Annotated in this window: 15 protein-coding genes; all 15 read left to right on the top strand. The window is 68.8% G+C overall.

The window, feature by feature from the left end; translation table 11 throughout:
- Positions 1-169: DALR anticodon-binding domain-containing protein (locus J0695_RS45110; protein ID WP_277989952.1), on the top strand; the 169-nt coding region annotated here is incomplete at its 5' end.
- Between the two features lie 18 nt (positions 170-187).
- The gene (gene lysA / locus J0695_RS07300) at positions 188-1579 is read left to right on the top strand and encodes a diaminopimelate decarboxylase (RefSeq protein WP_206961032.1); all 1392 of its coding nucleotides are present in this window, start codon (positions 188-190) and stop codon (positions 1577-1579) included.
- A gap of 186 nt (positions 1580-1765) precedes the next feature.
- Positions 1766-3067 (top strand): homoserine dehydrogenase, encoded by a 1302-nt coding sequence (locus J0695_RS07295; RefSeq protein ID WP_206961031.1) that lies wholly within the window; start codon positions 1766-1768, stop codon positions 3065-3067.
- A 6-nt stretch (positions 3068-3073) separates the two neighbouring features.
- Positions 3074-4144, top strand: a complete 1071-nt coding sequence (gene thrC, locus J0695_RS07290) for a threonine synthase (protein ID WP_206961030.1) — start codon at positions 3074-3076, stop codon at positions 4142-4144.
- A gap of 216 nt (positions 4145-4360) precedes the next feature.
- Complete coding sequence (gene thrB, locus J0695_RS07285; protein WP_206961029.1) at positions 4361-5281, top strand: homoserine kinase; 921 nt, start codon at positions 4361-4363, stop codon at positions 5279-5281.
- Positions 5282-5583: 302 nt separating this feature from the next.
- Entirely contained in the window at positions 5584-7680 is a 2097-nt protein-coding gene (rho, locus tag J0695_RS07280; RefSeq protein WP_206961028.1) for a transcription termination factor Rho, read from the top strand.
- Positions 7681-7825: 145 nt separating this feature from the next.
- A complete protein-coding gene (locus J0695_RS07275) occupies positions 7826-9553 on the top strand; it encodes a trypsin-like serine protease (protein ID WP_206961027.1) in 1728 nt (575 codons plus the stop codon).
- Between the two features lie 356 nt (positions 9554-9909).
- A complete protein-coding gene (locus J0695_RS07270; protein ID WP_206961026.1) occupies positions 9910-11049 on the top strand; it encodes an LCP family protein in 1140 nt (379 codons plus the stop codon).
- A 149-nt stretch (positions 11050-11198) separates the two neighbouring features.
- Complete coding sequence (gene rpmE / locus J0695_RS07265) at positions 11199-11417, top strand: 50S ribosomal protein L31 (protein ID WP_206961025.1); 219 nt, start codon at positions 11199-11201, stop codon at positions 11415-11417.
- Positions 11418-11527: 110 nt separating this feature from the next.
- Positions 11528-12607: a peptide chain release factor 1 gene (prfA, locus tag J0695_RS07260; protein WP_206961024.1), complete on the top strand. Its 1080-nt coding sequence runs from the start codon at positions 11528-11530 to the stop codon at positions 12605-12607.
- Positions 12608-12682: 75 nt separating this feature from the next.
- Positions 12683-13528: a peptide chain release factor N(5)-glutamine methyltransferase gene (gene prmC, locus J0695_RS07255; RefSeq protein ID WP_206961023.1), complete on the top strand. Its 846-nt coding sequence runs from the start codon at positions 12683-12685 to the stop codon at positions 13526-13528.
- 62 nt (positions 13529-13590) lie between these two features.
- Positions 13591-14238, top strand: coding sequence for an L-threonylcarbamoyladenylate synthase (locus J0695_RS07250; protein ID WP_206961022.1), 648 nt, complete (start codon positions 13591-13593; stop codon positions 14236-14238).
- Positions 14235-14897 (top strand): arsenate reductase/protein-tyrosine-phosphatase family protein, encoded by a 663-nt coding sequence (locus J0695_RS07245; protein ID WP_206961021.1) that lies wholly within the window; start codon positions 14235-14237, stop codon positions 14895-14897. Before J0695_RS07250 ends, J0695_RS07245 begins: the two co-directional genes overlap by 4 nt.
- Before the next feature lie 138 nt (positions 14898-15035).
- Positions 15036-16298, top strand: a complete 1263-nt coding sequence (gene glyA, locus J0695_RS07240) for a serine hydroxymethyltransferase (protein WP_206961020.1) — start codon at positions 15036-15038, stop codon at positions 16296-16298.
- Positions 16299-16403: 105 nt separating this feature from the next.
- Positions 16404-17732, top strand: coding sequence for an MraY family glycosyltransferase (locus tag J0695_RS07235; RefSeq protein WP_206961019.1), 1329 nt, complete (start codon positions 16404-16406; stop codon positions 17730-17732).
- Positions 17733-17968 lie beyond the last annotated feature (236 nt).

The raw sequence follows: 17968 nt of genomic DNA, 5'->3' as shown, positions 1-17968 counted from the left end.
GGTCACCATCGCCGACGCACTCCTGGACCTGCTCCCCACCGTGCTGCCCATCGGCGACGAGAAACCCTCGGCCGCCCACCGCTCCCGGCTGGCACTCGCCGAGGCCGCCGGGACGGTGCTCGCAGGCGGCCTGTCCCTGCTCGGCATCAGCGCACCCGAATTCGTCTGAGTCTGAAAGAGCGAAGAGATGAGCCGTAACGCCCACCCCGCAGGGCCCCGCCATGGCGATGTCTACACCGAGGGCCACTACGCGGCGCCGCCCGCCGACCTCAACGTCCTCGACGAGAAGGTCTGGGCGCGCACGATCGACCGCAACGACGACGGCGTCGTCACCATCGGCGGCCTCGAAGTGACGCGCCTCGCCGAGGAGTTCGGCACGCCTGCGTACTTCCTCGACGAAGCCGACTTCCGCGCCCGCTGCCGCGCCTGGTCGGACGCCTTCGGCCAGAACGCCGATGTCTTCTACGCGGGGAAGGCCTTCCTCTCCCGCGCGATCGTCCGCTGGCTGCAGGAGGAAGGACTCAACCTCGACGTCTGCTCCGGCGGCGAGCTCACCACCGCACTCGACGCCGGAATGCCCGCCGAGCGCATCGCCTTCCACGGCAACAACAAGACCCCCGAGGAGATCGAGCGCGCCATCCGTGCGGGCGTCGGCCGTATCGTCCTCGACTCCTTCCAGGAGATCGTCCGCGTCGCGCACATCGCGCAGAGCCTGGGCAAGCGCCAGCCCGTCCTGATCCGCGTCACCGTCGGAGTCGAGGCGCACACCCACGAGTTCATCGCCACCGCGCACGAGGACCAGAAGTTCGGCATCGCGCTCGCGGGCGGTCTGGCCGCCGAGGCCGTACGCCGCGCACTCAAGCTCGACGGGCTCGAACTCCTCGGCATCCACAGCCACATCGGCTCGCAGATCTTCGACATGGCCGGCTTCGAGGTCTCCGCCCGCCGTGTCGTCCAGCTCCTCGCCGAGATCCGCGACGAGCATGGCGTCGAGCTCCCCGAGATCGACCTCGGCGGCGGGCTCGGCATCGCGTACACCTCCGACGACGACCCGCGCGAGCCGCAGGAGATCGCCAAGGCACTCGGCGAGATCGTCACCCGCGAGTGCGAGTCCTCAAGCCTGCGAAGCCCCCGCATCTCCGTCGAGCCGGGCCGCGCGATCGTCGGCCCGACGGCCTTCACGCTGTACGAGGTCGGCACCATCAAGCCCCTCGAAGGCCTGCGCACCTACGTCAGCGTCGACGGCGGCATGTCCGACAACATCCGTACCGCGCTCTACGACGCCGAGTACACCGTCGCCCTCGTCTCGCGCACGTCCACCGCCGAGCCCATGCTGGTCCGGGTGGTCGGCAAGCACTGCGAGAGCGGCGACATCGTCGTCAAGGACGCCTTCCTCCCCGCCGACCTGGCGCCCGGCGACCTGATCGCCGTCCCCGCCACCGGCGCGTACTGCCGCTCCATGGCGAGCAACTACAACCACGCACTGCGCCCGCCCGTCGTCGCCGTCCGCGACGGCGAGGCCCGCGTGATCGTCCGGCGTGAGACAGAGGAAGATCTCCTGCGTCTCGATGTCGGTTAGTGAAATAGCGGTCTCATAATCCGGACGGGGGATAGGAACTCCCGTCCGGTGAGTGAGACTGGTCCACACCGTAGAAGACTGCATTCTCCCGGGGGACGACCCCCGGACCCCCAGCCGGACGAGCGAGCCGGCCAGGGGAGCCCCGCACAGTCTGCGAGGCGAGCCGTAGTGAGGAAGTGAGGTCGGATGATGCGTACGCGTCCGCTGAAGGTGGCGCTGCTGGGCTGTGGAGTGGTCGGCTCAGAGGTGGCCCGCATCATGACGACGCACGCCGACGACCTCACGGCCCGCATCGGGGCCCCCGTAGAGCTCGCCGGCGTAGCCGTCCGCCGTCCCTCCAAGGTCCGCGAGGGCATCGACCCCGCGCTGATCACCACCGATGCGACGGCCCTGGTCAAACGCGGGGACATCGACGTCGTCATCGAGGTCATCGGCGGCATCGAGCCCGCCCGCACCCTGATCACCACCGCTTTCGAGCACGGCGCCTCCGTCGTCTCCGCCAACAAGGCGCTGCTCGCAGAGGACGGCGCGGCCCTGCACGCGAAGGCCGAGGAGCACGGCAGGGACCTGTACTACGAGGCCGCCGTCGCCGGCGCGATCCCTCTCGTACGCCCGCTGCGCGAGTCCCTCGCGGGCGACAAGGTCAACCGCGTGCTCGGCATCGTCAACGGCACCACGAACTTCATCCTCGACAAGATGGACTCGAGTGGTGCCGGTTACTCCGAGGCGCTCGACGAGGCCACCGCGCTCGGGTACGCCGAGGCCGACCCCACCGCCGACGTCGAGGGCTTCGACGCCGCCGCCAAGGCCGCCATCCTCGCCGGGATCGCCTTCCACACCCGGGTGAAGATCGGCGACGTCTACCGCGAGGGCCTCACCGAGGTCACCGCCTCCGACATCGCGTCCGCGAAGCGCATGGGCTGCACGGTCAAGCTCCTCGCGATCTGCGAGCGCGCCGCCGACGGCAAGTCCGTGACCGCCCGTGTGCACCCCGCGATGATCCCGCTGACCCACCCGCTGGCCTCCGTGCGCGAGGCGTACAACGCGGTCTTCGTCGAGGCGGAAGCCGCAGGTCAGCTGATGTTCTACGGACCCGGTGCCGGTGGCGCCCCGACCGCGTCCGCCGTTCTGGGCGACCTGGTCGCGGTCTGCCGCAACAAGCTCGACGAGACCACCGGACCCGGTGAGTCCGCGTACACGCGGCTGCCCGTCAGCCCCATGGGCGACGTGGTCACGCGGTACCACATCAGTCTCGACGTGGCCGACAAGCCGGGCGTTCTCGCCCAGGTGGCGACGGTCTTCGCCGAGCAGGGCGTATCCATCGATACCGTCCGACAGCAGGGCCGACCTGACAGCGCCGGCGAGGCCTCTCTCGTCGTCGTCACCCACCGCGCGCCCGACGCCGCCCTTTCGGGGACCGTCGAGGCACTGCGCAAGCTCGACACCGTGCGCGGTGTCGCCAGCATCATGCGTGTTGAAGGGGAGTAAGGACCCATGACCACCAAGGGCACCCACCAGTGGCGCGGCATCATCGAGGAGTACCGGGACCGGCTGCCGGTCACGGCCTCCACGCCCGTCGTCAGCCTCTGTGAAGGCGGCACGCCGCTCGTCCTCGCTCAGGTCCTCTCCGAGCGCACGGGCTGCGAGGTGCACCTCAAGGTCGAGGGCGCCAACCCCACCGGCTCCTTCAAGGACCGCGGCATGACCATGGCGATCACCCGCGCCAAGGAGGAGGGTGCGCAGGCCGTCATCTGCGCCTCCACCGGCAACACCTCCGCCTCCGCCGCCGCCTACGCGGTACGCGCCGGAATGGTCTGCGCCGTCCTCGTACCGCAGGGCAAGATCGCGATCGGCAAGATGGGCCAGGCGCTGGTCCACGGCGCCAAGATCCTCCAGGTCGACGGCAACTTCGACGACTGCCTGACCCTGGCCCGCCGGCTCTCGGACAACTACCCCGTGGCGCTGGTCAATTCGGTCAACCCGGTCCGTATCGAGGGCCAGAAGACCGCCGCCTTCGAGATCGTCGACGCGCTCGGCGACGCGCCGGACATCCACGTCCTTCCCGTGGGCAACGCCGGCAACATCACGGCGTACTGGAAGGGGTACAAGGAGTACGCGGCCGACGCGCTCTCCACCCACACCCCCCGGATGTGGGGCTTCCAGGCCTCGGGATCGGCGCCCATCGTGCGCGGCGAGATCGTCAAGGACCCCTCGACGATCGCCACCGCGATTCGCATCGGCAACCCCGCGTCCTGGCAGTACGCACTCGACGCGCGCGACGAGTCGGGCGGCTTCATCGACGAGGTCACGGACCGTCAGATCCTCTCCGCCTACCGGCTTCTCGCCGCGCAGGAGGGCGTCTTCGTCGAGCCCGCCTCGGCCGCTTCGGTCGCCGGACTCCTGAAGGCCGCCGACGAGGGCAAGGTCGACCCCGGGCAGAAGATCGTGTGCACGGTGACCGGCAACGGCCTCAAGGACCCCGACTGGGCCGTCGCCGGCGCACCCCAGCCGGTCACGGTCCCGGTCGACGCGGCCGCCGCCGCGGAGCGCCTCGGTCTGGTCTAGTACCCAAGAGCGCACAGGGGGCTTGCGACACGCATCGTGCGCCTCCTGTGCGCCCTATGTCGCCACAGAACCTTCCTTCGATAGGCTGTACCCAACCCGCGCCGCCGCATATGCCGCGGTGCTGTTGCCGCCAAGGCCTTTTGGGTACTCCAAGCTTCAGAACAGTCCCGCAGCCGACACCAGGTCTGCAGTCCCACAAGGAGAGTCATCACCACGATGGCCGGTCCCGCTTTCCGCGCCGCTGCCGTCCGGGTGCGCGTCCCCGCTTCCAGCGCCAACCTCGGACCGGGCTTCGACGCCTTCGGACTCTCTCTCGGCCTCTACGACGACGTGGTGGTCCGCGTCGCCGACGCCGGACTGCACATCGACATCGCGGGCGAGGGCGCCGACACGCTGCCCCGCGACGAGGACCATCTGCTCGTACGCTCCCTGCGCACCGCCTTCGACCTGCTCGGCGGACAACCGCGCGGCCTGGAGATCGTCTGCGCCAACCGGATCCCGCACGGCCGCGGCCTGGGCTCCTCGTCCGCCGCCATCTGCGCCGGGATCATGGCCGCCCGTGCCGTGACCATAGGCGGGGCCGAGAAGCTCGACGACGAGGCGCTGCTCGAGCTCGCCACGGAGATCGAGGGCCACCCCGACAATGTCGCCGCCTGTCTCCTCGGCGGCTTCACGCTCGCCTGGACCGACGGGGGAGCGGCGCGGGCCATTCGGATGGATCCGGCAGATTCCATCGTTCCGGTGGTCTTCGTACCGGGTAAGCCTGTACTGACGGAGACCGCACGTGGCCTGCTGCCGCGGACCGTCCCCCATGTGGACGCAGCCGCCAACGCGGGCCGCGCCGCTCTCCTCGTAGAAGCACTGACCCGGCGCCCCGAGCTGCTGCTCGCGGCGACCGAGGACCGACTGCACCAGGAGTACCGTGCTCCCGCAATGCCGGAGAGTGTGGCCCTGGTCAACCGACTGCGCGCGGACGGCGTCCCCGCAGTCATCTCCGGCGCGGGCCCCACGGTGCTCGCGCTGGTCGAGGACAGTGCGGCCGACAAGGTCGCACGGCTGGCGGGCGAGGGATGGGCGGCCAACCGGCTGGCTCTCGACGTCCCGGGTGCGAGCGTCCTTCCGCTCGGATCGCCATAGTCGCCCAGGCCACAGCGTGCCGGTATGGAGAGGGGGAATGTTTGTTGGATCCGGTAGTGTTAATCTCAAGTCTGCACTCGACGTCGTTGTGGCGCGGTGCTTCGTGTCCCCATCGGGGACCGCTTTTCTTCCGGGAGCCTCCCCCACTGCCTGAGCAGCCTGCCTAGCAGTTCGAGCACGCTCCGGAACCGGCCCCGAGCCGGTCACCCCTCAGCACATTTGTTTCTCCGCCATACCCGACGGACAGCACAACCGGTCGCCGAGCCAGACAGGCCGACGTCCGCTCCAGGGAAGGACCCTTCGTGAGCGACACCACCGATCTGATGGGCGCACCTGCCGACAACAACGTCGACAGCAGCGCGTCCGCCACAGGTGCTGCCCCCAAGCGTCGCCGCTCCGGCACCGGCCTTGAGGGCATGGTCCTGGCCGAGCTGCAGCAGGTCGCGTCCGGCCTCGGCATCAAGGGCACTGCGCGGATGCGCAAGAGCCAGCTGATCGAGGTCATCAAGGAGGCGCAGGGCGGTACGTCCACGCCCAAGAGCACCGGTACCGACGTGGCCGAGACCAAGCCGAAGCGTCGTGCCACCTCCAAGGCCCGTACGGGCGACGAGGTCGCCGTGGCCCCTGCCGCCGAGAAGAAGGCGGAGAAGGCCACGGCCCAGCAGCAGATCGACATTCCGGGCCAGCCGGCCAGCGACGACCAGCCGACCGGTGAGCGCCGCCGTCGCCGTGCCACCGCGCAGGCGGGCAGCCCCGAGACCGCGACGGCCACTGCCGCCGCCGAGGTCCAGGCCGTGAAGACGGAAGTCAAGGCGGAGGCTCCGGCCGATGCCAAGGCCGAGGGCGCGGCCGACAGCGCCGAGGGCCGCCGTGAGCGGCGCGACCGCCGGGACCGCGGTGAGCGCAGCGACCGCGGTGACCGTCAGGACCGCGGCAACCGCCGTGACCGCGGCGGCAAGGGCGACGACCAGCAGGGCGGCCAGCGCCAGCAGCGCCAGGGCGGCCAGCAGGGTCAGGGCCAGAGCCAGGGTCAGGGCAACGCCGGTCAGGGCAACGCAGGCCAGGGCAATGCCGGTCAGGGCGGCCAGAGTCAGGGCGGCCAGGGCCAGAACCGCGACAACCAGAACCGTGACAACGGCCCGCTGGACGACGACGAGTTCGGCGACGGCCGTCGCGGCCGCCGTGGCCGCTACCGTGACCGTCGTGGCCGTCGTGGCCGCGAGGAGTTCGGCAGCGACGCTCCGCCGCAGGTCAACGACGACGACGTACTGATCCCCGTCGCGGGCATCCTGGACATCCTCGACAACTACGCGTTCATCCGGACCTCCGGCTACCTGCCGGGCCCGAACGACGTGTACGTCTCGCTGGCCCAGGTCCGCAAGAACGGCCTGCGCAAGGGTGACCACGTCACCGGTGCCGTACGCCAGCCCAAGGACGGCGAGCGCCGCGAGAAGTTCAACGCGCTGGTGCGCCTGGACTCCTCGAACGGCATGGCGGCCGACTCAGGCCGCGGGCGCCCCGAGTTCCAGAAGCTGACCCCCCTGTACCCGCAGGACCGGCTGCGTCTGGAGACCGACCCGGGCATCCTGACGACCCGGATCATCGACCTGGTCGCACCGATCGGCAAGGGCCAGCGCGGTCTGATCGTGGCTCCGCCGAAGACCGGCAAGACCATGATCATGCAGGCGATCGCCAACGCGATCACGGTCAACAACCCCGAGTGCCACCTGATGGTCGTCCTGGTCGACGAGCGTCCGGAAGAGGTCACGGACATGCAGCGGTCGGTGAAGGGCGAGGTCATCTCCTCGACCTTCGACCGTCCCGCCGAGGACCACACCACGGTCGCCGAGCTGGCCATCGAGCGCGCCAAGCGCCTCGTTGAGCTGGGTCACGACGTGGTCGTGCTGCTCGACTCGATCACCCGCCTGGGCCGTGCGTACAACCTGGCGGCCCCGGCCTCCGGTCGTATCCTCTCCGGCGGTGTCGACTCGACCGCGCTCTACCCGCCGAAGCGCTTCTTCGGTGCGGCGCGCAACATCGAGGACGGCGGCTCGCTGACCATCCTCGCCACCGCGCTCGTGGAGACCGGCTCGCGCATGGACGAGGTGATCTTCGAGGAGTTCAAGGGCACCGGCAACATGGAGCTCAAGCTCGACCGGAAGCTCGCCGACAAGCGCATCTTCCCGGCGGTCGACGTCGACCCTTCGGGTACGCGCAAGGAAGAGATCCTCCTCAACCCGGAGGAACTCGCCATTGTCTGGAAGCTGCGCCGGGTGCTGCACGCGCTCGACTCGCAGCAGGCGATCGAGCTGCTTCTCGACAAGATGAAGCAGACGAAGTCGAACGCCGAATTCCTGATGCAGATCGCGAAGACGACGCCTTCGAACGGCAACGACTGACGCTTTGTCGTTCACCGTCATGCCTCATGAATCCGCCCCGTCACTCTGGTGACGGGGCGGATTTATGCATGTAGCATCGGTCAGCCGTTCCCATCCCCCCATACGGCGTCAATCCTCGAAGTCCTTTGAATAACAGGAGAATTGCGTGCGTGTGTCACGTCACGGCAGACCGGTGCACAAGGTCCGCAGACTCATAACCGCCGGTGCTGCGGCACTTGCGCTGCTCGGGGGAGGGCTGGCGTTCAACGCCCAGGCCAGCGACAGCGGTCCGAAATTCCTTCCGCCCAAGGGCACGGAGGTCGTAAAGACCGTCAGTGCGTCCCCGAAGATCATCGGTGGTACGTCCACAGCGCTCAGCAGTGCTCCCTGGATGGTGCAACTGCTCTTCGAGTGGGACAACGACGGTTCCTTCTACTTCACCTGCGGCGGCACTCTCATTGCCCCGAACAAGGTGCTCACCGCCGCTCACTGTGTCACCGCAGAAGACGGCAGTGTCATGAACTGGGCCGGCCACGGCATGGTTCTCGGCGGTACCGCCAAATTGGTCGGCGGCGGCGGGTCCAAGCCCGAGGGGACGGTGGCCACCGTCTCTCGTGTGTACCGCGCAGGCTCCTACAACCCGAGCGCCATAGACAACGACATCGCGGTGTTGACGCTGTCGAAGCCGCTCCCGTACCAGACGGCTCAGCCCGCCTCGTTCGGCGACACCGCCCGGTACGCCCCCGCGACAGTGGCCACCACCTACGGGTGGGGTGTGACCACGTCCAACGCGGACACGGCGCAGCTCGCGGACGTCCTCCAGCGGGTGGACCAGCCGCTGCACTCCGACGCGGAATGCACGGCGAACCTGGACGCGGCGGTCAACACGCCAGGTGCCTACAAGGCCGGCCACATGATCTGCGCGGGCGAGGGTGGCACCGACAACGACGCGACAGGCAAGGCGACCTGCCCCGGTGACTCGGGCAGCCCCATGATGGTCAGCGGCCGGATCATCGGCCTCACCTCCTGGGGGCCGGCGACCGAGCAGCAGCTGTGCAATCTCGCGGGTACGTACGACGCCTACACCAAGGTCTCGACGTACAACGCGGCGATCCAGCCCCGGATCAATGACAGCAACTTCAGCCGGGACACCAAGGCGGACCTCTTCGCCCGTACCACCGGCGCCACGGGTTACACCTTCAACTCGAACGGTGAGTCGCTGGCCGCCCGCAAGGCCTTCGCCGGCTCCTACAGCGCGTACAACACCATCGTCCAGACGGATCTGAACCGGGACGGCTACGAGGATCTCGTCGCGCGGGAGAGCTCGACCGGCAACGTCTACTGGCTGCACCGCTCGGCGAGCAGTGCCACCTACGCGAAGACCAAGCTCTTCAGCAACTGGAAGACGGTACGGGCCATCGCGGCCCCCGGCGATGTCAATGGTGACGGCAAGGGCGACATCGTCGCTGTGACCTCGACCGGCGACCTGACGGTGTACCCGAGTTACGGCAACGGGACCTTCGCCACGGCGACCAAGGCGGCCACCGGCTACCAGGTGTACAACCAGGTCCGCGGCAACGGTGACTACACCAACGACGGCAAGTCCGACCTGCTGGTCCGGCGCGGCGGTACCAACGATCTGTACCTGGTCAAGGGCACCGGAAAGTCCACGGCCCCGTTCGAGGCGCCCGTGAAGGTGCGCACCAACTGGGCGGCGTACAACCTGCTCGTCACTCCCGGCGATGTGAACGGGGACGGGAAGGCCGACCTGATCGCCCGCTCGACCAGTGGTGCTCTGTATCTGCTGAAGGGCACAGGGAAGGCCACCTCTGAGATCTTCGCCGCATCGGTGAAGCTCGGATCCGGCTGGAACGGTTACTACACCGTCGGCTGATATCCCAGGTGAGTGAGGGGCGAGCCCCTTCTCCTGTGTACGTGTCCTGTGACCGCCGCACTCCGCGGTGGTCACAGGGCGTTGTGCAACCCCTTGCCGGGCCTCGGCGGAGATCTTTGCCACACCCGCCACCATCGGAAACGGCCGGCAGCAGTACGGCATTTTCGGCTGAATTCCCAGGTGAGGCTGGATTTCACAGCCCCCGCACCCCAACGCCCTGTCACTCCCGCCCCCAGCGGAAGTGACAGGGCGTTGTGCAACGCTTTGGCCTGTTCCACCGTCTGACAAGTACCGACCGACCATGCCTGACCGTCTTGGCAGGGGGTAGCCGGACCTACGAGGACTCGAGGGAGAGCATGGCCGAGCACAGCAAGGAAAGCCGAATACGCGGCGGCGGCAGCAGCGGCAGTGGCAGCGGCGGCAAGCGAGCCGCCGGCAAGCGCCGCAAGCCGCAGTCGACGCGCCGCAGAGTGCTGACCATCACCGCCTGGGTCGCGGCAGCCGTGGTGCTGCTCGGCGGCGGCGGGCTCGGGTACCTCTACTTCAAGCTCAACGGCAACATCAAGGGCGTCGACATCAACGCCGCGCTCGGCACCAGCCGCCCCGCGCAGGTCGACAACGGCTCGATGGACATCCTGGTCCTCGGCTCCGACTCGCGGGCGGGCAAGAACGCCCAGTACGGCAAGGACGAGGGCGCCTCCCGCTCGGACACCGCGATGGTCGTGCACGTCTACAAGGGCCACAAGTCGGCCAGTGTCGTCTCCATCCCCCGGGACACCCTGGTCACACGCCCGTCCTGCACCACCTCCAGCGGGACGGACCCCGGTGGCAAGCGCCTCATGTTCAACACGGCGTACGAGGTCGGCGGGCCCGCCTGCGCGGTCAAGACCATCGAGTCGATGTCCGGCATCCGCATGGACCACTACATCGAGGTCGACTTCACCGGCTTCAAGAAGCTGATCGACGAGCTGGGCGGGGTGCCGATCACCACGACCAAGGACATCAACGACAGCAAGAGCCATCTGAACCTCAAGGCCGGCACGCACACCCTCGACGGTGAGCAGGCGCTCGGACTCGTCCGTACCCGGCACGGCGTCGGCGACGGCAGCGACCTCGGCCGCATCCAGCTGCAGCAGGCCTTCATCAAGGCGCTGATCAAGCAGGTCAAGGGCGTCGGCGTCTTCACGAGCCCCACCAAGCTCCTCAGCCTCGCCGAGGCCGCCACCAAGACGGTCACCACCGACTCCGATCTGGCCTCGGTGTCCAGCCTGTCCAGCTTCGCCAACGGACTGAAGTCGATCAGTTCGAGCAGCATGAAGATGGTCACGCTGCCGGTGCAGTACGACCCGGCCGACCCGAACCGCGTCATTCCCCTCGACGCGAAGTCCCAGCAGGTCTGGGCCGCGCTCAAGGCGGACAAGGCGATCCCCGCCTCGGCCACCAAGGGATCCGCGGGCGACACGGGCTCCGCGGGCAAGATCGTCGCAGGGTCGTAGGGGAATAGAAACGGGCATCCCCCGGTTCTGTGAAATGTGCTTGATTTTGAAGCATCGGCCAGTGCTGGCAGACTGGTACGTCGGTCCCGGTTCACGTCTCGGCAACTCCGTCGTGGCGACCCGGCACCCTCCCGAACCTAGGAGACACCTTGAAGCGCGAGATCCACCCCCAGTACTTCGAGACCCAGGTCAGCTGCACCTGTGGCGCCTCGTTCACCACCCGTAGCACCCTCTCCGAAGGCGCCATCCGCGCCGAGGTCTGCTCCGAGTGCCACCCGTTCTACACGGGCAAGCAGAAGATCATGGACACCGGTGGCCGTGTGGCCCGCTTCGAGGCCCGCTTCGGCAAGGCTGCCGCTTCCAAGTAGCGAGCCATCTGCGCCGGTTCTCGGTCGCTCCCCAGGAGCGACCGGACCGGCGCTTTTGCGGTCCAAGCAGCCCTTTAAGTACGGACACGTACAGAAGCAGGAGCCCGAAGATGTTCGAGGCGGTCGAGGATCTCATCGGCGAGCACGCCGGTCTCGAGACGAAGCTCGCAGACCCGTCGGTCCACGCGGACCAGGCGAATGCGCGCAAGCTCGGCAAGCGTTACGCCGAGCTGACCCCGATCGTCTCCACGTACCGCTCCTGGAAGCAGACCGGGGACGACATCGAGACGGCCCGCGAACTGGCCGCGGACGACCCGGACTTCGCCGCCGAGGTGAAGGAGCTGCAGGGACAGCGCGAGGAACTCACCGAGAAGCTCCGGCTGCTCCTGGTGCCCCGCGACCCCAGCGACGACAAGGACGTCCTGCTGGAGATCAAGGCGGGTGCGGGCGGCGACGAGTCGGCCCTGTTCGCCGGTGACCTCCTGCGGATGTATCTGCGGTACGCCGAGCGCATCGGCTGGAAGACCGAGATCATCGACGCCACCGAGTCCGAGCTGGGCGGCTACAAGGACGTCCAGGTCTCCGTGAAGACCAAGGGCGGCAACGGTGCGACCGAGCCCGGCCAGGGCGTCTGGGCGCGGATGAAGTACGAGGGCGGGGTGCACCGCGTGCAGCGCGTGCCCTCCACCGAGTCCGCGGGCCGTATCCACACCTCCGCCGCCGGTGTGCTGGTCACGCCCGAGGCGGAGGAGGTCGAGGTCGAGGTCCACGCGAACGATCTCCGTATCGACGTCTACCGCTCGTCGGGCCCCGGCGGCCAGTCCGTCAACACCACCGACTCCGCGGTCCGCATCACGCACCTGCCGACCGGCGTCGTGGCGTCCTGCCAGAACGAGAAGAGCCAGCTCCAGAACAAGGAGCAGGCCATGCGCATCCTGCGCTCGCGGCTCCTCGCCGCGGCCCAGGAGGCAGCCGAGCAGGAAGCCTCCGACGTGCGCCGCAGCCAGGTGCGTACCGTGGACCGCTCCGAGAAGATCCGGACCTACAACTTCCCGGAAAACCGCATCTCCGACCACCGCGTCGGCTTCAAGGCGTACAACTTGGACCAGGTCCTCGACGGAGACCTCGACGCCATGATCCAGGCGTGCGTCGACGCGGACTCCGCGGCCAAGCTCGCCGCGGCCCAGTAGAAGCAGAAGCAGCCCAGCAGAAGTCAGTCCAGTCATCGTTGTAGCAACTCAGTGCCAGCCCGTACGGAGAACCGCATGAACCTGCTGCTTGCCGAGGTGGCCCAGGCCACCCAGCGGCTGGCCGACGCCGGCGTGCCCTCCCCGCGCTTCGACGCGGAGGAGCTCGCCGCCTTCGTGCACGGCGTCAAGCGGGGCGAGCTGCACAACGTCAAGGACACGGACTTCGACGCCCGCTACTGGGAGACCATCGCCCGCCGCGAGGCCAGGGAACCGCTCCAGCACATCACCGGACGCGCCTTCTTCCGCTATCTGGAACTCCAGGTCGGACCCGGCGTCTTCGTGCCCCGCCCCGAGACCGAGTCGGTCGTCGGCTGGGCCATAGACGCGGTGCGCGCCATGGACGTGGTCGAACCGCTGATCGTCGACCTCTGTACGGGATCGGGCGCGATCGCCCTCGCCATGGCCCAGGAGGTGCCGCGCTCGCGCGTGCACGCCGTGGAGCTGTCCGAGGACGCCCTGAAGTGGACCCGTAAGAACGCCGAGGGGTCCAGGGTCACCGTCCACCAGGGAGACGCCCTGAGCGCCCTTCCCGAGCTCGACGGCCAGGTCGACCTGGTGATCTCCAACCCGCCGTACATCCCCCTCACCGAGTGGGAGTACGTCGCCCCCGAGGCCCGTGACCACGACCCGGAGATGGCTCTCTTCTCCGGCGAGGACGGCCTCGACACCATCCGCGGCATCGAGCGCACCGCCCACCGCCTCCTGGTGCCCGGCGGCGTCGTCGTCATCGAGCACGCGGACACCCAGGGCGGCCAGGTCCCCTGGATCTTCACCGAGGAACGGGGCTGGGCCGACGCGGCCGATCACCCCGACCTGAACAACCGGCCCCGCTTCGCCACGGCCCGCAAGGCCATGCCGTGACGGGGAATGCCGTCGGCACTGCCGGCACCACCGTCCTGTATTTGTTCGAGGAGGCTCGCTAAATGGCACGGCGATACGACACCAACGACGCGTCCGACCGCACCACCGGTCTGCGCGAAGCCGCCTCCGCCGTGCGCAGGGGCGAACTCGTCGTGCTCCCCACCGACACCGTCTACGGCATCGGCGCCGACGCCTTCTCCTCCGAGGGCGTACGCGACCTCCTCGACGCCAAGGGCCGGGGCCGCAACATGCCCACCCCCGTCCTCATCGGCTCCCCGAACACCCTGCACGGCCTGGTCACGGACTTCTCCGAGCAGGCCTGGGAGCTCGTCGACGCCTTCTGGCCCGGCGCGCTCACGCTCGTCGCCAAGCACCAGCCGTCCCTCCAGTGGGACCTCGGCGACACCGGGGGCACCGTGGCCGTACGTATGCCGCTGCACCCCGTCGCCATCGAACTGCTCACCGAGGTCGGCCCGATGGCCGTATCCAGCGCCAACCTCACGGGACACCCGTCACCCGAGGACTGCGACGCCGCACAGGAGATGCTCGGCGACTCCGTCTCGGTCTACCTGGACGGCGGCCCGACCCCGGGCATCGTCCCGTCCTCGATCGTCGACGTCACCGGCAAGATCCCTGTCCTGCTCCGCGCGGGCGCACTCTCCGCGGAGGAGCTGCGCAAGGTGGTACCCGACCTCGAGGTGGCCAATTGACCGCCCCTGAGGGGCGTGGCATAGGTGCGGCCGCCTCCGGCGGCACATTCAGAATCCTCCACGTCAGCACCGGCAACGTCTGCCGCTCACCGATCACCGAGCGGCTGACCCGTCATGCCCTCAGCGACCGCCTCGGCGACCCGCTGACGGGCGGACTGATCGTGGAGAGCGCGGGCACCTGGGGGCACGAGGGCGCGCCCATGGAGGCGAACGCGGCGACCGTCCTGGAGGACTACGGCGCGGACCCCAAGGGCTTCCTCGGCCGTGAGCTCCTCGACGACCACGTCATCCGCGCCGACCTGGTGCTGACCGCGACCCGCGACCACCGGGCGCAGGTCATCTCGATGGGGCACTCCGCCGGGCTGCGCACGTTCACGCTGAAGGAGTTCACCCGTCTCGTACGGGCCATAGATCCGGCGACGCTTCCCGACCCCCTCGACGACGGGGTGGTCGAGCGCGCCCGCGCGCTGGTCCGCGCTGCCGCCGCTCTACGCGGGTGGCTCCTCGCGCCCAGCGCGGAGGCGGACGAGGTGAACGACCCCTACGGGGCGCCGATCACCTTCTTCCGCTCCATCGGCGACGAGATCAACCAGGCCATCGACCCGGTGGTCACGGCGCTGACGGGCGTCGGAGCAAGGTCAAGCCCCTCCGGCGACTGACCCAATCAAGCCCCTCCGGCGATTGAGGAGCGGGGTCCGGGGCAGCGCCCCGGTCGCGGCGGAGCCGCGAAGAGCACTCGCCGCAGGCGGTCCGGCCGACCCCGTCCTACATTGGTTCCGACGCCGGAGGAGCCAGCCATGTCGGTCACCACTGCTGCACACGCCACCGCTGCACAGGCCGCAGGCCTCGACGCCCTGCGCCGCCAGGACCCCGAGATCGCCGACGTCATCCTTGCCGAGGAGGCACGCCAGGCGAGCTCCCTCCAGCTGATCGCCGCCGAGAACTTCACCTCCCCGGCCGTACTGGCCGCCCTCGGCTCCCCGCTCGCCAACAAGTACGCCGAGGGCTATCCCGGCGCCCGCCACCACGGCGGCTGCGAGCTGGTGGACGTCGCCGAGCGGATCGCCTGCGAGCGGGCCGCGGCTCTCTTCGGGGCCGAGCACGCGAACGTACAGCCGCACTCCGGCTCCTCCGCCGTCCTCGCCGCGTACGCCGCCCTGCTCCGCCCCGGTGACACCGTCCTGGCCATGGGACTCACCCACGGCGGGCACCTCACGCACGGGTCGCCCGCCAATTTCTCCGGACGCTGGTTCGACTTCGTCGGGTACGGGGTCGACGGCGAGAGCGGTCTCATCGACTACGGGCAGGTACGCGCCCTCGCCCGCGAACACCACCCCAGAGCCATCGTCTGCGGCTCGATCTCCTACCCGCGCCACCCCGACTACGCGGCCTTCCGCGAGATCGCGGACGAGGCCGGCGCCTATCTGATCGCGGACGCGGCCCACCCCATCGGCCTGGTCGCCGGGGGAGCGGCCCCCAACCCGGTGCCGTACGCCGATGTGGTCTGCGCGACCACGCACAAGGTGCTGCGCGGGCCGCGCGGCGGCATGATCCTGTGCGGCGCCGAGCTCGCGGAGCGCATCGACCGGGCGGTCTTCCCCTTCACCCAGGGCGGCGCCCAGATGCACACGGTCGCCGCGAAGGCCGTCGCCTTCGCCGAGGCGGGCGCGCCCGCGTTCACCGCGTACGCCCATCAGGTGGTCGCCAACGCCCGGGTGCTCGCCGCCGGACTGCTGACGGAGGGTCTCACCGTCACCACCGGGGGTACGGACACCCATTTGATCACCGCAGATCCGGCGCCGCTGGGTGTCGACGGCCAGGCCGCGCGCAGCCGACTCGCCGCCGCCGGGCTGGTCCTGGACACCTGCGCGCTGCCGTGGGGAGATGCGCGCGGCATCCGCCTTGGGACGGCCGCGGTCACCACACAGGGCATGCGGGAGGCCGAAATGGCGCGGATCGCCGTGCTCTTCGGGGTGGTTCTGCGCGAAGAGCGAGACGCCAGGGAAGTCCTGGCGGAGGTGCGCGAACTCACCCGCACATATCCGCCGTATCCGGGGTAGTCGGGCACTGTGCAACCATCATCGCTACCCGTGTGTCCTCCATGGCATGCACGTGAGAGCTAGGGTGTGGGGCTGAGATGGCCAGCGATACCTGTGGGGCAGCCCGTGCGTGAATATCTGCTGACGCTGTGCGTCACAGCCGCAGTGACCTATCTGCTGACGGGGCCGGTGCGGAAGTTCGCCATCGTGGCCGGGGCAATGCCGGAGATCCGTGCGAGAGACGTGCACAGAGAACCGACACCGCGGCTCGGTGGCATCGCCATGTTCGGCGGTCTGTGCGCCGGACTGCTGGTCGCCGACCACCTGGTGAACCTCAACGGCGTCTTCACGCTCTCCAACGAGCCGCGTGCGCTGCTCTCGGGGGCCGGGCTGATCTGGCTGATCGGCGTACTGGACGACAAGTTCGAGATCGACGCCCTGATCAAGCTCGGCGGCCAGATGATCGCCGCGGGCGTCATGGTCATGCAGGGCCTGGAGATCCTCTGGCTGCCCATCCCGGGCATCGGCACGGTCTCCCTGACCTCCTGGCAGTCCACCCTGCTCACGGTCGCTCTCGTGGTCATCACGATCAACGCGGTCAACTTCGTGGACGGTCTGGACGGACTTGCGGCGGGCATGGTCTGCATCGCCGCCGCGGCGTTCTTCATGTACACCTACCGCCTCTGGTACGGGTACGGGATCGAGGCCGCCGCCCCGGCGACCCTCTTCGCGGCGATCCTCATGGGCATGTGCCTGGGCTTCCTGCCGCACAACATGCACCCCGCCAGAATCTTCATGGGCGACTCGGGATCGATGATGATCGGCCTCGTCATGGCGGCCGCCGCGATCTCGGTGACGGGTCAGGTCGACCCGGACGCGCTCAACTTGAACCTCGGCGGTGTGCGCAACGCCACCCACGCGATGCTCCCGGTCTTCATCCCGCTGCTGATGCCGCTGACGATCATCGCGATCCCGATGGCCGACCTGGTCCTCGCCATCGTCCGGCGTACCTGGAACGGGCAGTCGCCGTTCGCCGCCGACCGCGGGCATCTGCACCACCGGCTCCTGGAGATCGGCCACTCGCAGAGCCGTGCGGTGCTGATCATGTACTTCTGGTCGGCGCTGTTCGCCTTCGGTGCGCTCGCCATCTCCGTGCAGTCCACCTCGATGTGGGTGGTGCTTGCCATCGTGATGCTGAGCGCGATCGGTCTCGTACTTCTGCTGCTGCCGCGTTTCAAGCCGCACGCCCCGCGCTGGGCGGAGCGGTTCGTGCCGCCGCGCTACCGGCGGCCGAGGGGTGAGGAGGCCACCGAGGCCACCGAGGACGAAGCAGCGGACGAAGCAGTGGACGAATCGGATGAAAAGCCGCCAATTCCGGCAGGTGTCAATGGTGCGACCGCAGTTGGCCCCCGATCGCGCTTCCCTGACCGGCGGAAGGCCGGCACGACCCGCTGACGCATTGCTCAACTGCCGCCAATACCAGACAAAGTGGCTGTCCCGCTGCACAGACGCGCGGATTAACTCTCATGTGTGACGGGCAGCACACCTCCATGGTAAAGACCTCATCAAATAGTTTGTGATACCGTTCACGAAACCCGGCAACAGAGCCGAAGGGCCTTAGTGCGAAGGCCTTTTGGCGCGAGATCACTCTCGGACCGGGCCTACGCTCGTCCATGACGACACCCTGCCCC

The organism is Streptomyces beijiangensis (genome assembly GCF_017315755.1).
In the GTDB taxonomy this organism is placed as follows: domain Bacteria; phylum Actinomycetota; class Actinomycetes; order Streptomycetales; family Streptomycetaceae; genus Streptomyces; species Streptomyces beijiangensis.
Note: the sequence above shows the minus strand (reverse complement) of the source record. Positions and strands in the feature narration are given on the sequence as shown.